17 protein-coding genes are annotated in these 17,458 nt (G+C 61.1%); 3 read left to right on the forward strand and 14 right to left on the reverse strand.

Features of this window, described 5'->3' with window-relative positions:
• Positions 1-2 precede the first annotated feature (2 nt).
• Positions 3-1,517, reverse strand: coding sequence for a choline-sulfatase (betC, locus tag PL599_RS08720; RefSeq protein WP_269824330.1), 1,515 nt, complete (start codon positions 1,515-1,517; stop codon positions 3-5).
• Between the two features lie 15 nt (positions 1,518-1,532).
• Entirely contained in the window at positions 1,533-2,486 is a 954-nt protein-coding gene (locus PL599_RS08725) for a choline ABC transporter substrate-binding protein (RefSeq protein WP_149148149.1), read from the reverse strand.
• Between the two features lie 94 nt (positions 2,487-2,580).
• On the opposite strand from PL599_RS08725, the gene PL599_RS08730 reads away from it, so the two are divergent.
• The gene (locus tag PL599_RS08730) at positions 2,581-3,477 is read left to right on the forward strand and encodes a choline sulfate utilization transcriptional regulator (protein WP_269824329.1); all 897 of its coding nucleotides are present in this window, start codon (positions 2,581-2,583) and stop codon (positions 3,475-3,477) included.
• Between the two features lie 30 nt (positions 3,478-3,507).
• On the opposite strand, the gene PL599_RS08735 is transcribed toward PL599_RS08730, so the two are convergent.
• From PL599_RS08735 to PL599_RS08760, 6 genes are read right to left on the reverse strand one after another with little or no spacing between them, the layout of a single operon-like run.
• Complete coding sequence (locus PL599_RS08735) at positions 3,508-4,959, reverse strand: aldehyde dehydrogenase (protein ID WP_269824328.1); 1,452 nt, start codon at positions 4,957-4,959, stop codon at positions 3,508-3,510.
• A 16-nt stretch (positions 4,960-4,975) separates the two neighbouring features.
• Positions 4,976-5,698: an ABC transporter ATP-binding protein gene (locus PL599_RS08740; protein ID WP_269824327.1), complete on the reverse strand. Its 723-nt coding sequence runs from the start codon at positions 5,696-5,698 to the stop codon at positions 4,976-4,978.
• Positions 5,691-6,419 (reverse strand): ABC transporter ATP-binding protein, encoded by a 729-nt coding sequence (locus tag PL599_RS08745; RefSeq protein WP_149148153.1) that lies wholly within the window; start codon positions 6,417-6,419, stop codon positions 5,691-5,693. Before PL599_RS08745 ends, PL599_RS08740 begins: the two co-directional genes overlap by 8 nt.
• Positions 6,416-7,324: a branched-chain amino acid ABC transporter permease gene (locus PL599_RS08750; protein WP_269824326.1), complete on the reverse strand. Its 909-nt coding sequence runs from the start codon at positions 7,322-7,324 to the stop codon at positions 6,416-6,418. The genes PL599_RS08745 and PL599_RS08750 overlap by 4 nt, the downstream gene beginning before the upstream one ends.
• Complete coding sequence (locus tag PL599_RS08755) at positions 7,321-8,217, reverse strand: branched-chain amino acid ABC transporter permease (RefSeq protein ID WP_416372318.1); 897 nt, start codon at positions 8,215-8,217, stop codon at positions 7,321-7,323. Before PL599_RS08755 ends, PL599_RS08750 begins: the two co-directional genes overlap by 4 nt.
• Positions 8,218-8,263: 46 nt before the next feature.
• Positions 8,264-9,478 (reverse strand): amino acid ABC transporter substrate-binding protein, encoded by a 1,215-nt coding sequence (locus PL599_RS08760; protein ID WP_269824325.1) that lies wholly within the window; start codon positions 9,476-9,478, stop codon positions 8,264-8,266.
• A 134-nt stretch (positions 9,479-9,612) separates the two neighbouring features.
• Here PL599_RS08760 and PL599_RS08765 point away from each other — a divergent pair, with 134 nt between their 5' ends.
• Positions 9,613-10,485 carry a helix-turn-helix transcriptional regulator gene (locus PL599_RS08765; RefSeq protein WP_269824324.1) on the forward strand — a complete coding sequence of 291 codons (873 nt, stop codon included), beginning with the start codon at positions 9,613-9,615 and terminating at the stop codon, positions 10,483-10,485.
• 19 nt (positions 10,486-10,504) lie between these two features.
• On the opposite strand, the gene PL599_RS08770 is transcribed toward PL599_RS08765, so the two are convergent.
• From PL599_RS08770 to PL599_RS08795, 6 genes are all read right to left on the reverse strand, one after another.
• Positions 10,505-10,804: a HigA family addiction module antitoxin gene (locus PL599_RS08770; protein ID WP_035264270.1), complete on the reverse strand. Its 300-nt coding sequence runs from the start codon at positions 10,802-10,804 to the stop codon at positions 10,505-10,507.
• Positions 10,805-10,859: 55 nt separating this feature from the next.
• On the reverse strand, positions 10,860-11,141 hold the full coding sequence (locus PL599_RS08775; RefSeq protein ID WP_269824323.1) for a type II toxin-antitoxin system RelE/ParE family toxin: 282 nt from the start codon (positions 11,139-11,141) through the stop codon (positions 10,860-10,862).
• A 61-nt stretch (positions 11,142-11,202) separates the two neighbouring features.
• Complete coding sequence (locus PL599_RS08780; protein WP_269824322.1) at positions 11,203-12,027, reverse strand: ABC transporter ATP-binding protein; 825 nt, start codon at positions 12,025-12,027, stop codon at positions 11,203-11,205.
• Positions 12,024-13,064 carry a FecCD family ABC transporter permease gene (locus PL599_RS08785; protein ID WP_269824321.1) on the reverse strand — a complete coding sequence of 347 codons (1,041 nt, stop codon included), beginning with the start codon at positions 13,062-13,064 and terminating at the stop codon, positions 12,024-12,026. Before PL599_RS08785 ends, PL599_RS08780 begins: the two co-directional genes overlap by 4 nt.
• Positions 13,061-14,104: a FecCD family ABC transporter permease gene (locus PL599_RS08790; protein WP_269824320.1), complete on the reverse strand. Its 1,044-nt coding sequence runs from the start codon at positions 14,102-14,104 to the stop codon at positions 13,061-13,063. Before PL599_RS08790 ends, PL599_RS08785 begins: the two co-directional genes overlap by 4 nt.
• A complete protein-coding gene (locus PL599_RS08795; RefSeq protein WP_269824319.1) occupies positions 14,101-15,111 on the reverse strand; it encodes an iron-siderophore ABC transporter substrate-binding protein in 1,011 nt (336 codons plus the stop codon). The genes PL599_RS08790 and PL599_RS08795 overlap by 4 nt, the downstream gene beginning before the upstream one ends.
• A 222-nt stretch (positions 15,112-15,333) precedes the next feature.
• Between PL599_RS08795 and PL599_RS08800 the strand changes: the two genes are divergently transcribed.
• Positions 15,334-17,454, forward strand: a complete 2,121-nt coding sequence (locus tag PL599_RS08800; protein WP_269824318.1) for a TonB-dependent siderophore receptor — start codon at positions 15,334-15,336, stop codon at positions 17,452-17,454.
• Positions 17,455-17,458 lie beyond the last annotated feature (4 nt).

Consider the following 17,458-nt stretch of genomic DNA (forward strand, 5'->3'; position numbering starts at 1 on the left):
TTTCACTCTCCCCGCGGAAAACGCTGGTTTTCCTCCAGCACGTTGAGGTCCATGTGGTTGCGCATGTAGCGTTCCGAGGCTTTCTGCAGGGGCTGGTAATCCCATGGATAATAAGCCCCGTTGCGCAACGCCTTGTAGACCACCCAGCGCCGCGCCTGACTTTCGCGAACGGCAGCGTCGAAGACCGGCAATTGCCAGCGCCGACCAATCTCGGCGGAAAGCGATGAAAGCACATCGGTGAAAGCCGGATCGCCGGCAAGGTTCGTGCGCTCTTCCGGATCAGCCTCAAGATCGTAAAGCAGCGGCGGATCGGCTTCGCAAACCGACAGCTTGTAGCGCCCATCGCGAAGGGTAACGAGCGGTGCTATCGCGCCTTCGGCGGCATATTCCATCGGCACCGGGCCACGCCCGCCGGTTCCCTTGGCAAGCGCCGCCAGATCCTCGCCATCCGTCCAGCGTTTGAGCGAAGTGATATCGAGACCCGCCAGCCCGCACAGCGTTGGCGTGACATCGAGTGTCGAGACCGGCGTGTCGATCAAAGCCGGCTGCCAGCCTGGTGCGGCGATCATCAGCGGCACACGGGCGGAGCCTTCGAAGAAACACATCTTGAACCACAGGCCACGCTCGCCCAGCATATCGCCATGGTCCGACAGGAAGAGAATGATGGTGTCCTCCTCCATCCGTGTCGCTTTCAACACGTCGAGGATTTCGCCAATCTTCTCGTCGATATAGGAGATATTGGCGAAATAACCGCGCCGTGCCCGGCGTATCTGCTCGCCTGTGATCTCGAATGCCCCATGATCGCAGGCTTCCAGCAGCCGCTTCGAATGCGGGTCCTGCTCCTCGAAGGCAATCGCCTGCGACTGCGGATCGAGCGCCGGGCAGTCCTCGTATAGATCCCAGAACTTGCGCCGCGCCACATAGGGATCGTGCGGATGGGTGAAGCTGACAGTCAGGCACCACGGCCGCTCATCGAGGCGGCGCGACAGGTCGTAAAGCTTGCGGGTGGCGTTGTAGGCCACCTCGTCATCATATTCCATCTGGTTGGTGATTTCGGCGACACCAGCGCCGGTCACCGAACCGAGATTGTGATACCACCAGTCGATCCGCTCGCCCGGCTTGGTATAATCAGGCGTCCAGCCGAAATCAGCCGGATAGATATCCGTCGTCAGGCGCTCCTCGAAGCCATGCAGCTGGTCCGGGCCGACGAAATGCATCTTTCCCGAAAGACCGGTGTAGTAACCCGCCGCCCGCAGGTGATGCGCATAGGTCGGAATATCGGAAGCGAATTCGGCGGCATTGTCATAGACCCGTGTCCGGCTTGGCAACTGCCCGGACATGAAGGAGGCGCGCGCCGGCGCGCAGAGCGGACTTGCCGTATAGGTATTGGCAAAGCGGACAGAGCGCTTCGCCAATGTTTTGAGATGTGGTGCGTGGAGAAAATCGGCCGGGCCATCGGGAAAAAACGTCCCGTTGAATTGGTCGGCCATCAGGATCAGAATATTGGGACGCGGCATTTCCACTTTCCGATTTTAGAGGCCAAGCTTGCCTTTGACGGCGTCCGCACCCGGCTTGCCATCCAGCGTGGTGACACCCTGCAGCCAGCCATCCAGCGATTTGGGATTGGCCTTCAGCCAGGCCGTCGCCGCGGCCTTGGAATCTTCGCCGCCGAGGATGGAACCCATCAGGCTGTTTTCCATGCCAATATCGAATTTGAGGTTCTTGAACAGCGTCGCCGCATTCGGGCATTGCTGCGGCCAGCCGGTGCGGGCGAGCGTGTAGACTTCCGCGCCGCCGAAATTCGGGCCGAAATAGGCGTCACCGCCGGAGAGATAGGCGATATCGATCTTCTCGTTCATCGGATGCGGCGCCCAGGCGAGGAAGACCACGGCCTTCTTGTCCCTGCCTGCCCGTTCCACCTGCGCCAGCATGGCCTGTTCGCCGGATTCGACGAGTTGCCAGCCTTTCAGGCCGAAATCATTGGCGTCGATGATCTTCTGGATATTCTGGTTGGCCGGCGCGCCCGGCTCGATGCCGTAAATCTTGCTTTCGAACTCATCGGCGTGTTTGGCGAGATCGGCGAAATCCTTCACGCCCTTTTCCGCCATATAGGCCGGCACCGCCAGCGTGAACTTGGCGCCTTCGAGGTTCTTCGTCATCACCTCGGCCGCCTTGGCGGCATCAAGATCATCCACGAAGGATTTCTGCGCCGGCATCCAGTTGCCAAGAAAAACGTCGATCTCGCCGTTCTTCATCGCCTGATAGCCTATCGGCACTGACAGTGTCTTGACGTCGGCCTCATAACCCAAGGCATCGAGCAAGACGGAAGCAACGCCATTCGTCGCAGTGATGTCGGTCCAGCCGGGATCGCTGAGGCGGATGGTCTTGCAGGCCGCGTCATCGGCCGCCTGAAGCGGGGTGGAGAAGGCTGCCACCGACAGAATGAGACCGGCGGCGATGCGATGCAGATGAGAAATGGTTTTCATTGCGGCTCCCCTTTTATCAATCCAGTTTATTGAACACCACGTTGCTTTTGCCTGTGAAGCGGGTATTTTTCGATGGTTGATATAAGGAATTTTAATGTCAGACCGGCCGCTCGATCTGGGATGGATGCGCATTTTCACCGAGGTTGCCCGCCGCGGCAGCCTGACGGCGGCGGCGGCATCCCTGCGGCTGACGCAACCGGCCGTAAGCTATCAGATTCGCCGCCTGGAGGAGGAACTGGGCGTAGCGCTCGTGCAGCGCAGACATCGCGGCATCGAACTAACGGCCGAGGGACAAAAACTATTCGAGATTGTTTCACGCAATGTCGACGCCATCGACCTTCTCGCACAACAGCTTCGCCGGACGGAGGAACGGCAGACCATCCGCCTGCATACGGACTATGCCTTTTCTTCCTTATGGCTCATCCCGCGCATGCATGGCTTTCGAACGCTCAATCCGGATATCAATATCCAGATCGTCGCCACGCAGGATCCGCTGGGCCAGGGCAAGCACGATAGCGACGTGATGATCATTTTCGGCACGCGGCAGGAGGCCGGCGACGGTGCGGTGCTGCTGCTTTCGGAAAAGGTCACGCCGGTCTGCTCGCCCGCCCTGCTGGCCGAGACACCGGCATCCGCAACCGTTGCGGATTTTTCGCGACGGAAGCTCATTCACCTCGAAAACACCTCGCAAGCGCACTGGTTCGACTGGCCTTCCTACTTCAAGCATTTCGGCGTGCAGAGACCGGCCGACCACGATGGCGGCGACATCAGCTTCAACAATTACACCATGGTGGTGCAGGCAACCATTGGCGAGCAGGGTTTCGCGCTCGGCTGGGCCGGACTGGTCGATCCGTTGCTTCAGGCCGGCGTGCTGGTGACGGCAGGCCCAAGCCTCGATGCACCGGGGCGCGGCTACTGGCTGATGCGACCGAAAAGCAGCGACACCGCGGTGAGAAAACTCACCGACTGGCTGATCGACGAGCGGCGGTAACGCCGCCCGCCAGCTTGTACCGTTTCCTGTTCAGATCGGATAATGCAGCGGTCCGTCCTGCAACGTGACCCAGCGTAGCTCTGTGAATTCCGCAATGCCCGCCGTGCCGCCGAAGCGGCCGTAGCCGGAGGCCTTAACCCCGCCGAAGGGCATCTGCGCTTCATCGTGAACGGTTGGACCGTTGATGTGGCATATGCCGCTTTCTATACGGGCGGCAATGGACAGCGCCCGTGCCTGATCCCTACCGAAAATCGCAGCGGAGAGGCCGAACTCGGTTTCATTGGCAATGCTTACCGCCTCATCGATGCTGCCGGCCCTGATGATGGAAACGACCGGACCGAAACTTTCCTCCGAATATAGCCGCATGGCGGGGGTGACGCCATCGACGGCAATCGCATCCAGCATCGTGCCGTTGCCGCCGCCACCGGCGACCTGCCGTGCACCCTTGGAGACGGCGTCATCCACCAGCGCCCGAATGCGCGAGGTTGCTTCGGCGCTGACCAGCGAGCCGAGCGGTGTTTTGCCCTCACGCGGATCGCCAGCCGTGAGGCTCGAGGCTTTTTTCGCGAAGGCCTCCACAAATGTATCGGCGACGCTGTCGAGCACGATGATGCGTTCCGTCGACATGCAGATCTGGCCCTGGTTCATGTATGCGCCGAAAGCGGCGGCCGCGACAGCCGCGTCGATATCGGCATCGTCAAGCACAATGAACGGCGCCTTGCCGCCAAGCTCCAGCAGAGCGGGTTTCAGGTAACGGCCGGCCGTTTCGGCAATCACCCGGCCGACACGGGTCGAGCCGGTGAAATTCACGCGTCTGACGGCGGGGTGTGCGATCAGCGTATCGACGATCTTTGCGGCATCTTCCGGCGCGTTGGAGACGGCGTTGAGCACACCCTTGGGCAGACCGGCGGAAGCGACCGCCTCAATGATCAGCGCATGGGTGCGTGGGCAGAGTTCCGAGGTCTTCATCACCACCGTATTGCCGCAGGCAAGCGGCGTGGCGATGGAGCGCACGCCGAGAATAATCGGCGCGTTCCACGGCGCGATGGACAGCACAACGCCCGCCGGCTGGCGCAGCGCCATCGCCATGGTTCCCGGACGGTTGGACGGAATGATCTCGCCCTTGATCTGGGTGGTGAGGCTTGCGGCCTCCACCAGCATATCGCTTGCCAGTTTGACGTTGAAACCGGCCCAGGCGTCGGTTGCGCCGATCTCTTCCTTCATCGCCTGGGTAATATCGGGCCCTGCGGCCAGAAGCGCCTGCGCAGCGGCCAGAAGCAGGCGACGGCGTTCACCGGGCGGCGTTGCCGACCAGACCGGGAAAGCGGCCGCCGCGGCATCGGCCGCACGGGTAGCGTCCTCCACCGTTGCCGCCGCAGCACTCGTCGCCACGTCGCCGGTAATGGGGTTGCTGCGTTCGAAGCGCTTGCCGCTTGTGGCCGGGCAATGGTCGCCACCGATGAAAAGATTGACAGTCTGCATGATCTTCCTCCTGAATTCAGACAATGGCGGCGGTGGTGCCGCCAAGAAACGCCCGTTGCACGGCGGGATCGGCGGACAGGGCTTCAGCCGTGCCTGCCCCGACAATCCGCCCTGCTTCCAGCAAATAACCGCGATCGGCAAGCGCGAGGCTTTCGCGCACATTCTGCTCTACGAGCAGAATGGAAAGGCCGCTTTTCTTGATCTCCGCCAAAGCGGCAAAAAGTTCCTGTGTAACGATGGGCGCAAGACCAAGGCTCGGTTCATCCAGCAGCAGATAATCTGGTGCCGACATCAACGCGCGGCCGATGGCGACCATCTGCTGCTCGCCGCCGGACATGGTGCCGGCAAGCTGCTGCCGCCGCTCCGCAAGCCGCGGAAACAGCGAAAAAATATGCTCTCTTGTCGTCTTTTCCGCTGAACGGGCATGGCGCGGATTGGCTCCGAGACGGAGATTGTCTTCCACCGTCAACGCCGCGAAAATTCCGCGCCCCTCCGGCACCAGCGCTACACCCCGCTCCACGATCTGATGGGCGGGAACCTCGGCAAGCGACTCGCCATTGACGCGCACATCGCCGGCGGCTGCCGCAACCAGGCCGCCGACCGCCTTCAGCAGTGACGACTTGCCGGCTCCATTGGCACCGAGCAGCACCACCGTTTCGCCCTTGGCGACATTTAGCGATATGCCGTCAACCGCGAGATGTTTGCCGTAGCGGATTGTCAGTGCGTCTATTTCAAGCATGTGCCGCTCCCAGATAGGCGGAAATGACGTGCGGATCGTCAAGCACCCTTGCCGTCGGCCCGTCGGCAATCTTGCGACCGGCCGCCATGACCACCGAGCGCGAGCAAAGGGCGCGCACGGCGGCCATGATATGTTCCACCAGCAAGATCGTCGTACCCTCCGATGCCAGCCGCCGGATCAGCGCTATTCCCTCCTGAAGTTCGGTGGGATTGAGGCCCGCGAGCCATTCATCCAGCAACAGAAGCTTCGGTTCACCCGCCAGCGCACGCGCCAGTTCAAGGCGTTTCTGGTCAATATAGGTGAGATCGCCAGCCGGCATCGTCTCCCGCCCGGCAAGACCAATCCTTTCAAGGCAGGCGCGCGCAACCTTCTCCGCCTCGGGACGCGAAAGCCGTTGCGGGCCGAACATGGCCGATACGGCAACGTTTTCGAGTAGGGAAAGCGAAGGCAAAAGCCGCACGAGCTGGAAGGTGCGCGCCACGCCGGCGCGCGCAATCACATCCGGCCGTCTGCCCGCAATCTCCTGCCCTTTGAGCCGGATCGACCCTTCGGTCGGCTTCAACGCCCCGGAGATGAGATTCATCAGCGTCGTCTTGCCGGAACCGTTCGGCCCAAGCAGCCCGACGACTTCGCCGGCCTCGATGGTAAGACCAAGGCCATCCACCGCCTTCAGCCCGCCGAAGGTCTTGCGGATATCGGTGATTTCGAGAACGGCGCTCATGCGGCTTTCTCCTTTTTGCGCAACTTCTCGAGCGCCGCGAGCACGCCATCCGGCAGCACGAACACGATGAGGATGAAGAGAGCGCCGAGAATGATGGAAAAATGATTGGGAAAGTTGGCACCCAGCCACTCGAACAGCAGGAAAAGCGGCACCGCACCGAGGATCGGTCCCCAGCGTCGTGTGGCACCACCAAGCAGTGCCATGATGACGGTGAGGAACGAGACCTGCGGATTGAAGACGATGGCCGGCTCGATATAGACCCAGCGCGGGGCCTGAATGGCACCGACAAGCGTGATGATCGTGGCCGACAGCACGAAAAGCGTCAGCTTGGTGCGTGCGAGATTAATGCCGGCATGGGCGGCCACAACCTCGTCGTCGCCGATTGCCTTCAGCGCCAGTCCGAGCTTGCTGCGGTCGATGAGCGTCGACAGCAGGAGGGTAATGACAGCCAACGCCAGCAATTGCCAGAGCACATGCTGCGGCTCCAGCGGCAGGAAGATATAGCGGCCGAGCGTGCCGGTCACATTCACCTCGTACCAGGTGATGAGCTGGCGGATGAGTTCGGCAAGACCGAAGGAAAAGATCACGAAATAAATGCCGGCGACGCGCAGTGTGGACAGCCCGACGACGAGCGCCAGCGACGCGCCGACAAGGGCCGCACTCAGGAAGACGAGCGGCCATGGTAAGACTTCGCTCAGCACCGCAACCGTATAGGCCCCGACACCGAAGAACGCGACGGTGGCGAGCGAAATATACCGCGTCGGACCGGAGAACATCGCCCAGGCGGAGGCAAGCGTCGCATAACCGAGAAGGCCGATGATAACACCGACGCCATAGGCATCGAAAAAGAAGGGGGAAAGTGCCAGCAGCGCGGCTGCGGCAAGGCCGATGAGAAGCGGGATCATTTGCCCCTCCTTGCGAAGATGCCTTCCGGACGCCAGAGCAGCACCACAAGGAAAAGCAGATAGGTGGCGGCAAGCGTGAGGCCGGGATCGACATAAACAAGCACGAAGGTCTCCACGAGGCCAAGCATCAGGCCGGCAACCAGCGCGCCGAGCAGATTGCCAACACCGCCCATGATGACGACGACAAGCGCCTTCATGGTGAAGACAACGCCATAGGAGGCGGAAAAAGTCTGATACATAGAGATCATCACCCCGCCTGCCACGGCGAGTGCGCCGCCAAGCGCAAAACCGATCGAGGCCACGCGGTTCACATCGATGCCGACCAGCGGCGCGGATTTGGGCGCCAGCGCGACCGCCCGCAGGTTGAGGCCCCAGCGGCTGTGGGTAAGCGCCAGATAAAGCCCGCCACCGATTGCGATCGACAGGCCGAAGGACAAGAGCCGGTTCAGCGCCACTGTCGTGCCGAAGACGTCGACGCCATCGGAGAGGTAGGAATAGGAATGGTAGTTACCGCCGAACGCCACGAGCATGATGCCCTGGATAACGAAGAGCAGCCCGAAGGTCGCCAGAATGGAATCGACTTCCAGACGGCCGGACGCGCCCGAACGGCGCACCAGCGGCCGCATCATGACCCGGTAGATGACGAAAGACAGGGCGTAACCGAGCGGAACGATGATGAAAAGCGACCAGAGCGGCGACAGGCCATAGGCGGAAAACAGCACGAAGGTGATGAAAGCAGCCGCAATCAGCACTTCGCCATAGGCAAGGTTCATGATGCGGGCGATGCCATATTGCAGCGAAAGTCCAAGCGCGATCAGCGCATAGGTCCCTCCCAGCATCAAACCGAAGATGAGGGTGGATAAAAACAAGGGAATGTCTCCAGTATGGAACATGGCCGAAGCCTTCCGGCCGGGGTTTACGGCCCCGGCCGGCAAAGGCTCACCATTGCGGCTTCGGAATGACCGGCTTCGCTGCGCCCGGGCGGTCTGCGGGCGCAATCGCCACGAAACGGTCACCCTGCCATTGTCCCGCCCACCAGAGCTGGCGAAGCTGGTTGTCTTCAAGCTTGACCGGGCCGATGACGGTCTCGAAACTTCCCGTCGAAAGCTCATTTGCCACCGCCGCCTTATCAAGGCCGACACGTTGAACGGACTGGGCCAGCATTTCGAGGCTCGCATAGGTGATGGCGCTTGCCCAGCTGTCCGGCTTGGCGCCGATGAAGGCTTCGTGGCGCTTGAAATAATCCTCGATCTTGTCGCTGCTGCCATCGACGCCGCCGATGCTGATCACGCCTTCCTGCTTGCCATCGGAGACCTTCGGGAAGATCGGAAAAGCACCGCCGACACCGACATAAAGAACCTTCGGGTTGAATCGCGCGGTCTGCGCCTGTTTCGTCACCGCGAAACTGTCGGGCGGATAGGAAAAGGCAATGAAGCTGTCCGCGCCGCTCGCCGCCGCCTCGTTCACAAGTGCTGCGAAATCCGAGGTGCCGACCGGATAGGTCTTGTCGTAAGCAAGCGTGAAACCCGCTTCCTTCAGCGCCGGCCGCGCGGCCTTGATGAGATCGATGCCGAAACCGTCAGCCACGGAAATCACCGCGACCTTGTCGTTGATCTGGCCGGCATCGCGTGCGGCTTTCAAAACATCGGCCAGTGCATTGGCATAGTCATGGCCGCCGCCGAGCATCCAGAAGCTCTTTTTCCAGCGTGCCGCGAAATCGGGCGCCTTGTCGGTGACGCCCGTCACCGCAAGCTGCGGATAACCGAAACGGTCGTAGAGCGGAGCGACGGCCAGATTGAAGCCCGTTCCCCAGGGCGGCAGAATGAAATCGACCTTGTCCTGGCTCGCCAGACGCTCGGTGAACCGCACCGCATCCTCGGCCGAGGAACGGTCGTCATATTCGACCACTTCCAACGGCAGGCGCTTGCCATCCGGCAGGGTGAGGCCGCCGGCATCGTTGACCTCCTTCACCCATAATTTGTAATTGGGAATGGTGGTAATTCCGGCGCCCGTGGCGTTGGCGCCGCTTTTTGAGACGGCATAACCGATCTTCACCGAGGTGCGGTCCTGCGCATTGGCGTGACCGAAAGATACCGCCGACAGGGCAGCACTGGAGAGCAGGCAGAACAGCGTTCTGCGCTTCAGACTATTCATGATGTTCCTCCCAAAGCGCGTTGTCGGGGTTGCCGTTCTCCTCAAGCCTTTCCCCTGCGCTGATCGAAGTTTAGCAATGACAGCCGCATATAAAATGCACTAATGTAGCGCATTATTGTACTTTTGGAGGTCGAATGCCGCTGCACAGCCAGATCGCCGGCAATCGCGTGGAGATCACAGCACGCACCCTCGCCTCGACGCTGCGCATATCCGAGTTCCGGCTGGAATCGGATAGCGCCCATCTCCTTCTCCTGTCCGCCGGGGAAGCGGAAATCATACAGGGTGAAAAGACGCTGCCTGTCCCGGCACCAGGGCTGATCTGGCTGCCCATCGGTCCTAACGGCCGCCTACGGCTGAATGCCGGAAGCCGTGGATCGCTGCTTAAGACGACGGAAATCGGGCTTGCCCATGCGATGCCCACCGGCACGAGCGCAAGCGCTGTTCGCAATATATTGCAACGTGTTCTGACGCAGACGCCGGCGGAGAGGGACCGGCAGGAACTGGCGGGTTATCTCGAGACCATCGCCAGCGAAAATGTCCGCGCGACAACCGGTTCAGACACGATCATCACCAGCCTCCTCTCCGTCACCCTCATTCGCATATGCCAGCACGCCATCGCCGATATTGCCGCAGCCGTCTCCACGCCTGGCAGCCTCACCGAGCGTTTTGTGCTGCTGGTCAGCCAGCACAAACGTGATCAATGGGGCGTGGAAGACTATGGGAGGCAACTCGGCGTCAACCGTGAACGGCTGGGATTTGCGGTGCGCAAGGCGACGGGGCTTTCGCCGCAGGCCTATATTCACCGGGAACTGCTGTCCGAAGCGCGCGACCTTCTTGTGAACTCATCGCTGCAAGTCGCTGAAATCGCATTCCGATTGGGCTTTCAGGACCCCGGCTACTTCAATCGCTTCTTCACCCGCAACGAGGGCACGTCTCCCGGCCGTTTCAGGAGAACGGCAACGCGAATGCAGAAGGTTCCGCCGCCATCTTATGCGGCCTGGCCGTGACCTGACAGGCGGCTGAGAATTAGGCCGCTTCCAGTTCTTTGATATTGGCAAGGTCTGCTTCCAGCCTCGCAGCCGCCGCCTTAATGTCAAAGGCGTTCTGCAAGTTCAGCCAATATTCCGGCGTGGTCTTGAAAAATTTTGCAAGGCGCAAGGCGGTGTCGGCGGTGATACCAAGTTTCTCTCCCGCAATCCGTTCTATGCGGGTGCGCGGAATATTGAGGTGCCTTGCAAGAGCGTAAGCCGACATCCCCAGCGGCTCAAGATAGAGTTCCCGCAGGATTTCGCCCGGATGGATCGGAGGCGATTTGCTGATTGTCATGCTCGCTGGCCCTCCTTGGCCGATTTTTCATGAGCCTCTCGATGAGAATTCCAGACTAGTGATAGTCGGTTATTTCCACGCTTTCCGGTCCTGCTTCCGTCCAGACGAAGCAGATGCGCCACTGCTTGTTGATCCGGATCGAATATTGGCCCTCACGATCGCCGGACAGCTTTTCCAAACGATTGCCGGGCGGTGAGCGAAGGTCTTCTACCGTGGTCGCCGCATCCAGGATCGTGAGCAGCTGCTGGGCGCGGCGTACCAGATCGTCGGGAAAGCCCTTCTTCACAGATCCGTCGTCAATCGATGCGGTCAGCTTGTTTTTGAAGGAACGGATCATTGCTGGCCTCGTGATGTTGGTATCATAAACAGATACGCACAAAAGTCAACAGGGTCGTATCTTAAAGAGATACGCCTATTGCCACCCCCGCCACCGTTCGATGCCGCCCTATCGGCAGCATCATCGGCTTGCCCGAGGTCGGATCTTCGATGACCCGGCTTTCGATGCCGAAGACGTGACGGACATTCTCTTCCGTCAGCACCTCTTCCGGCGTGCCGAACACATGCAGCTTCCCGTCCCTCATGGCGACGAGATGATCGGCATAACGGGCTGCGAGATTGAGGTCGTGCAGCACCATGACGATGGTGGTCTCGCGGGCGTGGTTGAGGTCGGTCAGAAGATCCAGCACCTCGACCTGGTGGCTGATATCGAGGAAGGTGGTCGGTTCATCCAGCAGCAATATGTCTGTCTGCTGAGCGAGCGCCATGGCGATCCAGACGCGTTGCCGCTGGCCGCCGGAAAGCTCATCCACCGGCCGCTCGGCCAGTTCCACCGTATCGGTGGCGACAAGGGCTGCGGCGACGGCCTCGTCGTCCTGCCGCGACCAGCGGGCGAACAGGCCGTGATGCGGGTGCCGGCCACGGCTGACGAGATCGGCAACCACGATACCCTCCGGCGCTATCGGCGATTGCGGCAAAAGGCCCATGCGCCGCGCGAGGTCGCGTGAGGGAAGACGATGGATCGATTTTCCATCGAGCAGAACCTGACCGGCGCGCGGCGCAATGAGCCGCGACATGCTGCGCAGCAGGGTGGACTTGCCGCAGGCATTGGCGCCGACGATGACGGTGATCTTCCCGCGCGGAACGGTGAGATCCAGCCCGTCGATGATGAGGTTTTCGCCGTAGCCGGCCGACAGGCCGTTCACGGAAAGGGAGTGGCCGGTCATAACGAGCCTCCGCTGCGGTTGACCCGCACGATCAGGTAAATCAGATAGGGCGCACCGAGCGCGCCAGTAATGACGCCGACCGGGTAACGGCCCGGCAACAGGAACTGGCCGCAATAATCGCCCACCAGCACCAGCGCCGCCCCAATCAGCGCCGCAGGAAGGAGCAGCGAGCCGTTGCTGCCGACAATGCGCGCCGCAATCGGCCCGGAGAGGAATGCGACAAACGCGATGGGACCCGACACCGCCGTTGCAAAGGCGATAATGCCCACGGCAGCAATGATGACGATGATGCGCGTTCGCCCTACCCTTACACCAAGCGCTGCGGCAGCGTCGTCCCCCAGTCTCAACGCTTCCAGATCACGCGCACGGCTGAGGAGCAGGCCGCCGAAAAGGATGAGCGCGATGAGGAGCGGCAGCAGTTGCGTGATTTTCGCGCCATTGACGCTTCCGGTCAGCCAGCGCATTGCCTCCTGCAATGTCCATGCCGGCGCAACGGAGAGTATATAGGCGATGAAGCTTTCCAGCATGGCTGAAACGCCGATGCCGACGAGGATCAGCCGCGTCCCGGCCACGCCGTTGCGGAAGGACAGGAGATAGACGAGAAGCGCGACGCCGAGACCGGCGGTGACGGCGAAGACCGAGATTAGCGGCCCGCTCATCTGCAAAACGACGATGGCGAAAACGGCTGCCGCACTTGCGCCGGAACTGATGCCGATAATATCGGGGCTGGCGAGCGGATTGCGCAGCATGATCTGGAAGGCGACGCCGCCGAGCCCGAAGCTCAGGCCAGCGAGGACCGCAAGCAGCGCGCGCGGCAGGCGCAACTGCCCGACGGTGAAGGTGACGCCGGCAATGTCCTCCCCCAACAGAACGCGAATGACATCGCCGGGCGGCGTGAAGGATTGTCCGAGCATCAGCGTAATTGCGAAAGCGGCAATCAGGATCACCGACAGGGCGGCGATGACAAGGCGACGTCGGCGCTGACGTGTATGGCGGTTGAAGACGAGATTTTCGATGACGGGAGCGGATATGGTCACAATTCACGCACCCGCTGGCGTCTGACAATCCAGATGAAGAAAGGCGCGCCGACAAGGGCGGTGACAATGCCAACATCGAGTTCCGACGGCCGCGCCACGATGCGCCCGACAATATCGCCGGCAAGCAGCAGGCACGCCCCACCAAGTGCCGAGAACGGCAAAAGCCAGCGATTGTCCACCCCGACGAGCAGGCGGCAGAGATGCGGCACCACCAGCCCGACAAAACCGATCGGCCCGCAAATGGCGGTAGCGGCACCGCAGAGCAGAATGGCACCGAAGGAGGCTACGGCTCGGGCCACCGCAACATTCTCGCCAAGCCCGGCGGCGAGTTCGTCTCCGAGCGCCAGAGAATTCAGCTTGCGCGCCGAAAGCAGGCTGATGATGAAGCCGGCGGCCAGAAAGGGCAGCACGGTCTCGATGCGCTCGAAAGTCGCCCCACCGACGCCGCCGATCTGCCAGGAACGGATGCCGCCGGCAATATCGCTACGCGGCAGCACGACGGCAATGACGAGCGAGGAAAAGGCGACGGAGGTGGCGGCGCCCGCAAGTGCGAGTTTCAGCGGTGTCGCCCCGCCTCGCCCGAGCGAACCGACGACATAAACGAAAACCGCAGATCCCCCCGCCCCGGCAATCGCGACCATGATGAAGGCCTGCGCCGTGGCGATACCGAACCAGACAATGCCGATGACGACGGCGAGCGACGCCCCCATGTTGACACCGAGAATGCCTGGATCGGCAAGCGGATTGCGGGTGACGCCCTGCATGATGGCCCCGGCCAGCCCGAGTGCCGCCCCGGAAAGCAGGGCAAGCAGCGTGCGCGGCAGGCGCACCGCGACGGCCGCCTCGGCAACCGTCTCGACGCGGCCGCTGATCCCACCAACAATATCCGCAAAAGAGACCTCACGCGTGCCGATGGCGACGGAGAGCGCACAAAGCAGTGCGAGAAGCGCCAGCACCGCACCGAGCCAGGCCGTTCGCACGCGGTTGGAGCGGCCGGCGAGCAGCGCGGCCGTCACTTTGCCGGGGCCGGACAATGTCACTGCGATTTCCCGGAGGATTTGTCGGCAGCCTTTGCCAGAAGATCGGCATAGTCCTTCAACACCCACGAAATCGACAGCGGCGTGGGGTTGGAGGCGGTGCCAAGCGGATCGCGGCCCAGCATGACGATCGCATCATTGGCAACGGCCGGCATGCGCGCGAGAAGCGGATCGGCCCGCATGGCATTCAGCAGCGGCTCACTGCCATAGGTCACGACGATATCGACATCGTCAAAGACATCCACACGCTCGGCGCTGACGCCAGCGGCGAATTGCCCCGGCTTCGTCGCCTCCAAGACGCTTTTCGGCGAGGCAAGCCCAAGATCGGCGAAAAACTTCACCCTGGTATCGTTGGCCGTATAGAAATTGACGACGCTGAGATTGGTGGCGTCGAGATGGGTGACGAACATGGCCGACTTGCCCTTCAGCTGCGGATGGCCGGCAACGACCTCAGCAATCTCACCCTCGATGCGTTTGATGAGCGCCTCACCTTCCGCAACCATGCCAAGCCCGGCGCTGTTCAGCCGGATCATCTCGCGCCAGTCCGTTGCCCAGGGAGAAACGGGATAGGCGACGACTGGGGCGATCTGGCTCAGCGTATCGTAGTCGGACCGGCTGAGGCCTGAATAGGCGGCAAGGATAACATCCGGCTGCGTCGCCGCAACGGCCTCGAAATCTATACCGTCACCCTCGTCGAACAGAACAGGCTTTGCCGCGTCGAGTTCGGTAAGCCGCTTCGCCACCCATGGCAGCAGGCCATCGCCGTCATCATCGCCGAAATTGGCCGCCGCAAAGCCGACAGGCACGATGCCGAGGGCCAGCGGCACCTCATGGTTGGCCCAGGCGACAGTCGCTACCCGCTGCGGTTTCTTCGCAATCGTGGTCGTTCCGAACGCATGTTTGATGACGATGGGATAGCGGGTTGTCTCCTCCGCCGAGGCCATATGCGGCGCGATCATCGACAGGAAAAGCACAAATACCGGCACGAGGCAGCGGAACGGGCAAAGCATTGGCGAGCTCTCAAAAGTTCAAAAAGTGGACTTGAACTCTCAGCTTCAATTGCCCCCGTCAAGCCCAGGCAGGAAATGGCGTCGCAACAGCGGTGAAATTTCCGGGGTTTTGTACAAAACCGCAAAAAGTTACAATACCGGACAAACTTTCTCAAGTTATTGGGCACTTCGAGAGTGGGCCGTGCAAGCGGCGGTCGGGGCATCAACGTCTGGAACATACCAATGAATATCGAAACCGAAGGCAGACACCGCAAAACCACGCGACGTCGTTATCAGGATGCGGCGCTGCTTGCCTGCACGGCGCTTGTCGCTACCCTGCCCGGCTCCCTGCTGGCACAGGAAGCTGCCAATACGGGCGGCAGCACGGTTCTGGAGCGCATCACCATCGAAAGCGGCGACAATGACCAGAAGTCCATTGTCGCCACCCGCACCACGAGCGGCAGCAAGATCGCGACCGATCTTCTCGACACACCGGCCTCCGTTTCCGTCATCACCGCCAAGGAAATGCAGCAGCGCGGCGTGCAGAGCGTGGAAGAGGCGCTGCAATATACCGCCGGTGTGACAACGGATTTTTACGGCTCCGACGACCGTTTCGACTATTTCAAGATTCGCGGTTTCGACGCCTATACCTATCGCGACGGGTTGACGCTTGGCCGTCCCTTCGGCGCGCTGCGCGAGGAAACCTATGCCTATGAGCGCGTGGAAGTGCTGAAGGGCGGAAATTCCACCACCTTTGGCGTCTCGGATCCCGGCGGCTCGGTGAATTATTCCACCAAGGTGCCGAAACGCACCCGTTTCGGTGAAGCCTATGTCACCGGCGGCTCCTATGGCCGCGGCGAAACCGGCTTCGACTTTGGCGACAATATCACCAGCGACGACACGCTGTCCTATCGCCTGACCGGCAAGCTCAGAAATGCCGATGCGGAATATGACTATTCCCGCGACGACGAGAAATTCTTCATGGGCGGCTTAACCTGGCGCCCCACGGACGTCACCAGCCTTACCGTGGTTTACGATCATCTGAACAAGGATGGCGTTCCGGGCGGGGGCGGCCATCCCGTCGGCTCGCATTTCGACCGGAGCCGCTTCTTCGGCGAACCGGACTACAATTATCGCGGCACGAACCGCAATTCGCTGAGCGTGATGTTCGACCACGATTTCGGCTCCGGCCTGACGGTCAGTTCCAACGCCCGCTACAGCAAGGCGAATACGGATTTCGGTTACGCCTATATCTCGTCGACACCGACCAACGGTTCGACCATCGCCAACCGGTCCTATTTCGGAAACGACACCGAGACCGAAAACTTCCTGATCGACACACGCCTGCAATATGACACGCGGTTTGAAAATGTCGAAAGCCGCAGCCTCGTCGGCGTTTTTTATAACAACTACGAATCCGGCAGCAAAAGCTACTTCGGTGCTGCGCCGAGCATCAACTGGATGAACCCGGTCTATACCGGCGCACCCGCTTCCGTGCCGCTCTATGCCGACTCCCTGACGGACCAGAAGACCAAGGCGATCTATCTCCAGCAGGACTTCACCTTCTTCGACAGGCTGATCGTCAGCGCCGGCCTGCGCAACGACTGGATCGACACCGACCAGACCAACCGGCTGAATGGCTCGACGGCAAGCGGCGACATCAGCGAACTGACCAAGCGCATCGGCGTGTCCTACAAGGTCACCAACGAAATCGCGCCTTATATCAGCTATGCCGAATCGGTAGTGCCCGCATCCGGCCTGACGGTAGAGCCCGAACGCGGCGAGCAGATCGAACTCGGGGTGAAATACCGGCCGGACGCTTTCCCGGCCCTGTTCACCGCCTCGATCTACGATCTGAAGAAAAACAACATCACCGTCACCAGCCCGATCACCAGCCTGCCCACGACCATCGGCGAGGTGCGCGTGCGCGGTCTCGATCTCGAAGCCAAGGCGGAAGTGACCGACGATCTCAGCCTGACGGCGGCCTACTCCTATCTCGACGCGGAAATCACCGAAAACGGCACCGGCGGCAATGTCGGCAACCGGCCGCAATTCGTGCCAGAGCATCAGGCTTCATTGTGGGTCAATTATACGCTTGCGGGCAACGACCATTTCGGCGACATGACCTTCGGTCTCGGCGGCCGCTACACCGGCGCTTATTATTTCGACAATGCCAACAAGGTCGAAACAGGAAGCAGCGTGACCGTGGATGCCGCGTTCAGCTACAAGATTCAGGAAACCGCCTCGCTGGACGTCAATGTTTCCAACATCTTCAACGAAAAACACGTCTCTTATGGCGGGTTCGGCGCTGACTTTTATAATCCCGGCCGGGCGTTTTCCGTGACCTTGCGAAAAACGTGGTAAAAAT

The sequence above is a fragment of the Agrobacterium sp. ST15.16.055 genome (genome assembly GCF_027956555.1).
In the GTDB taxonomy this organism is placed as follows: domain Bacteria; phylum Pseudomonadota; class Alphaproteobacteria; order Rhizobiales; family Rhizobiaceae; genus Agrobacterium; species Agrobacterium salinitolerans.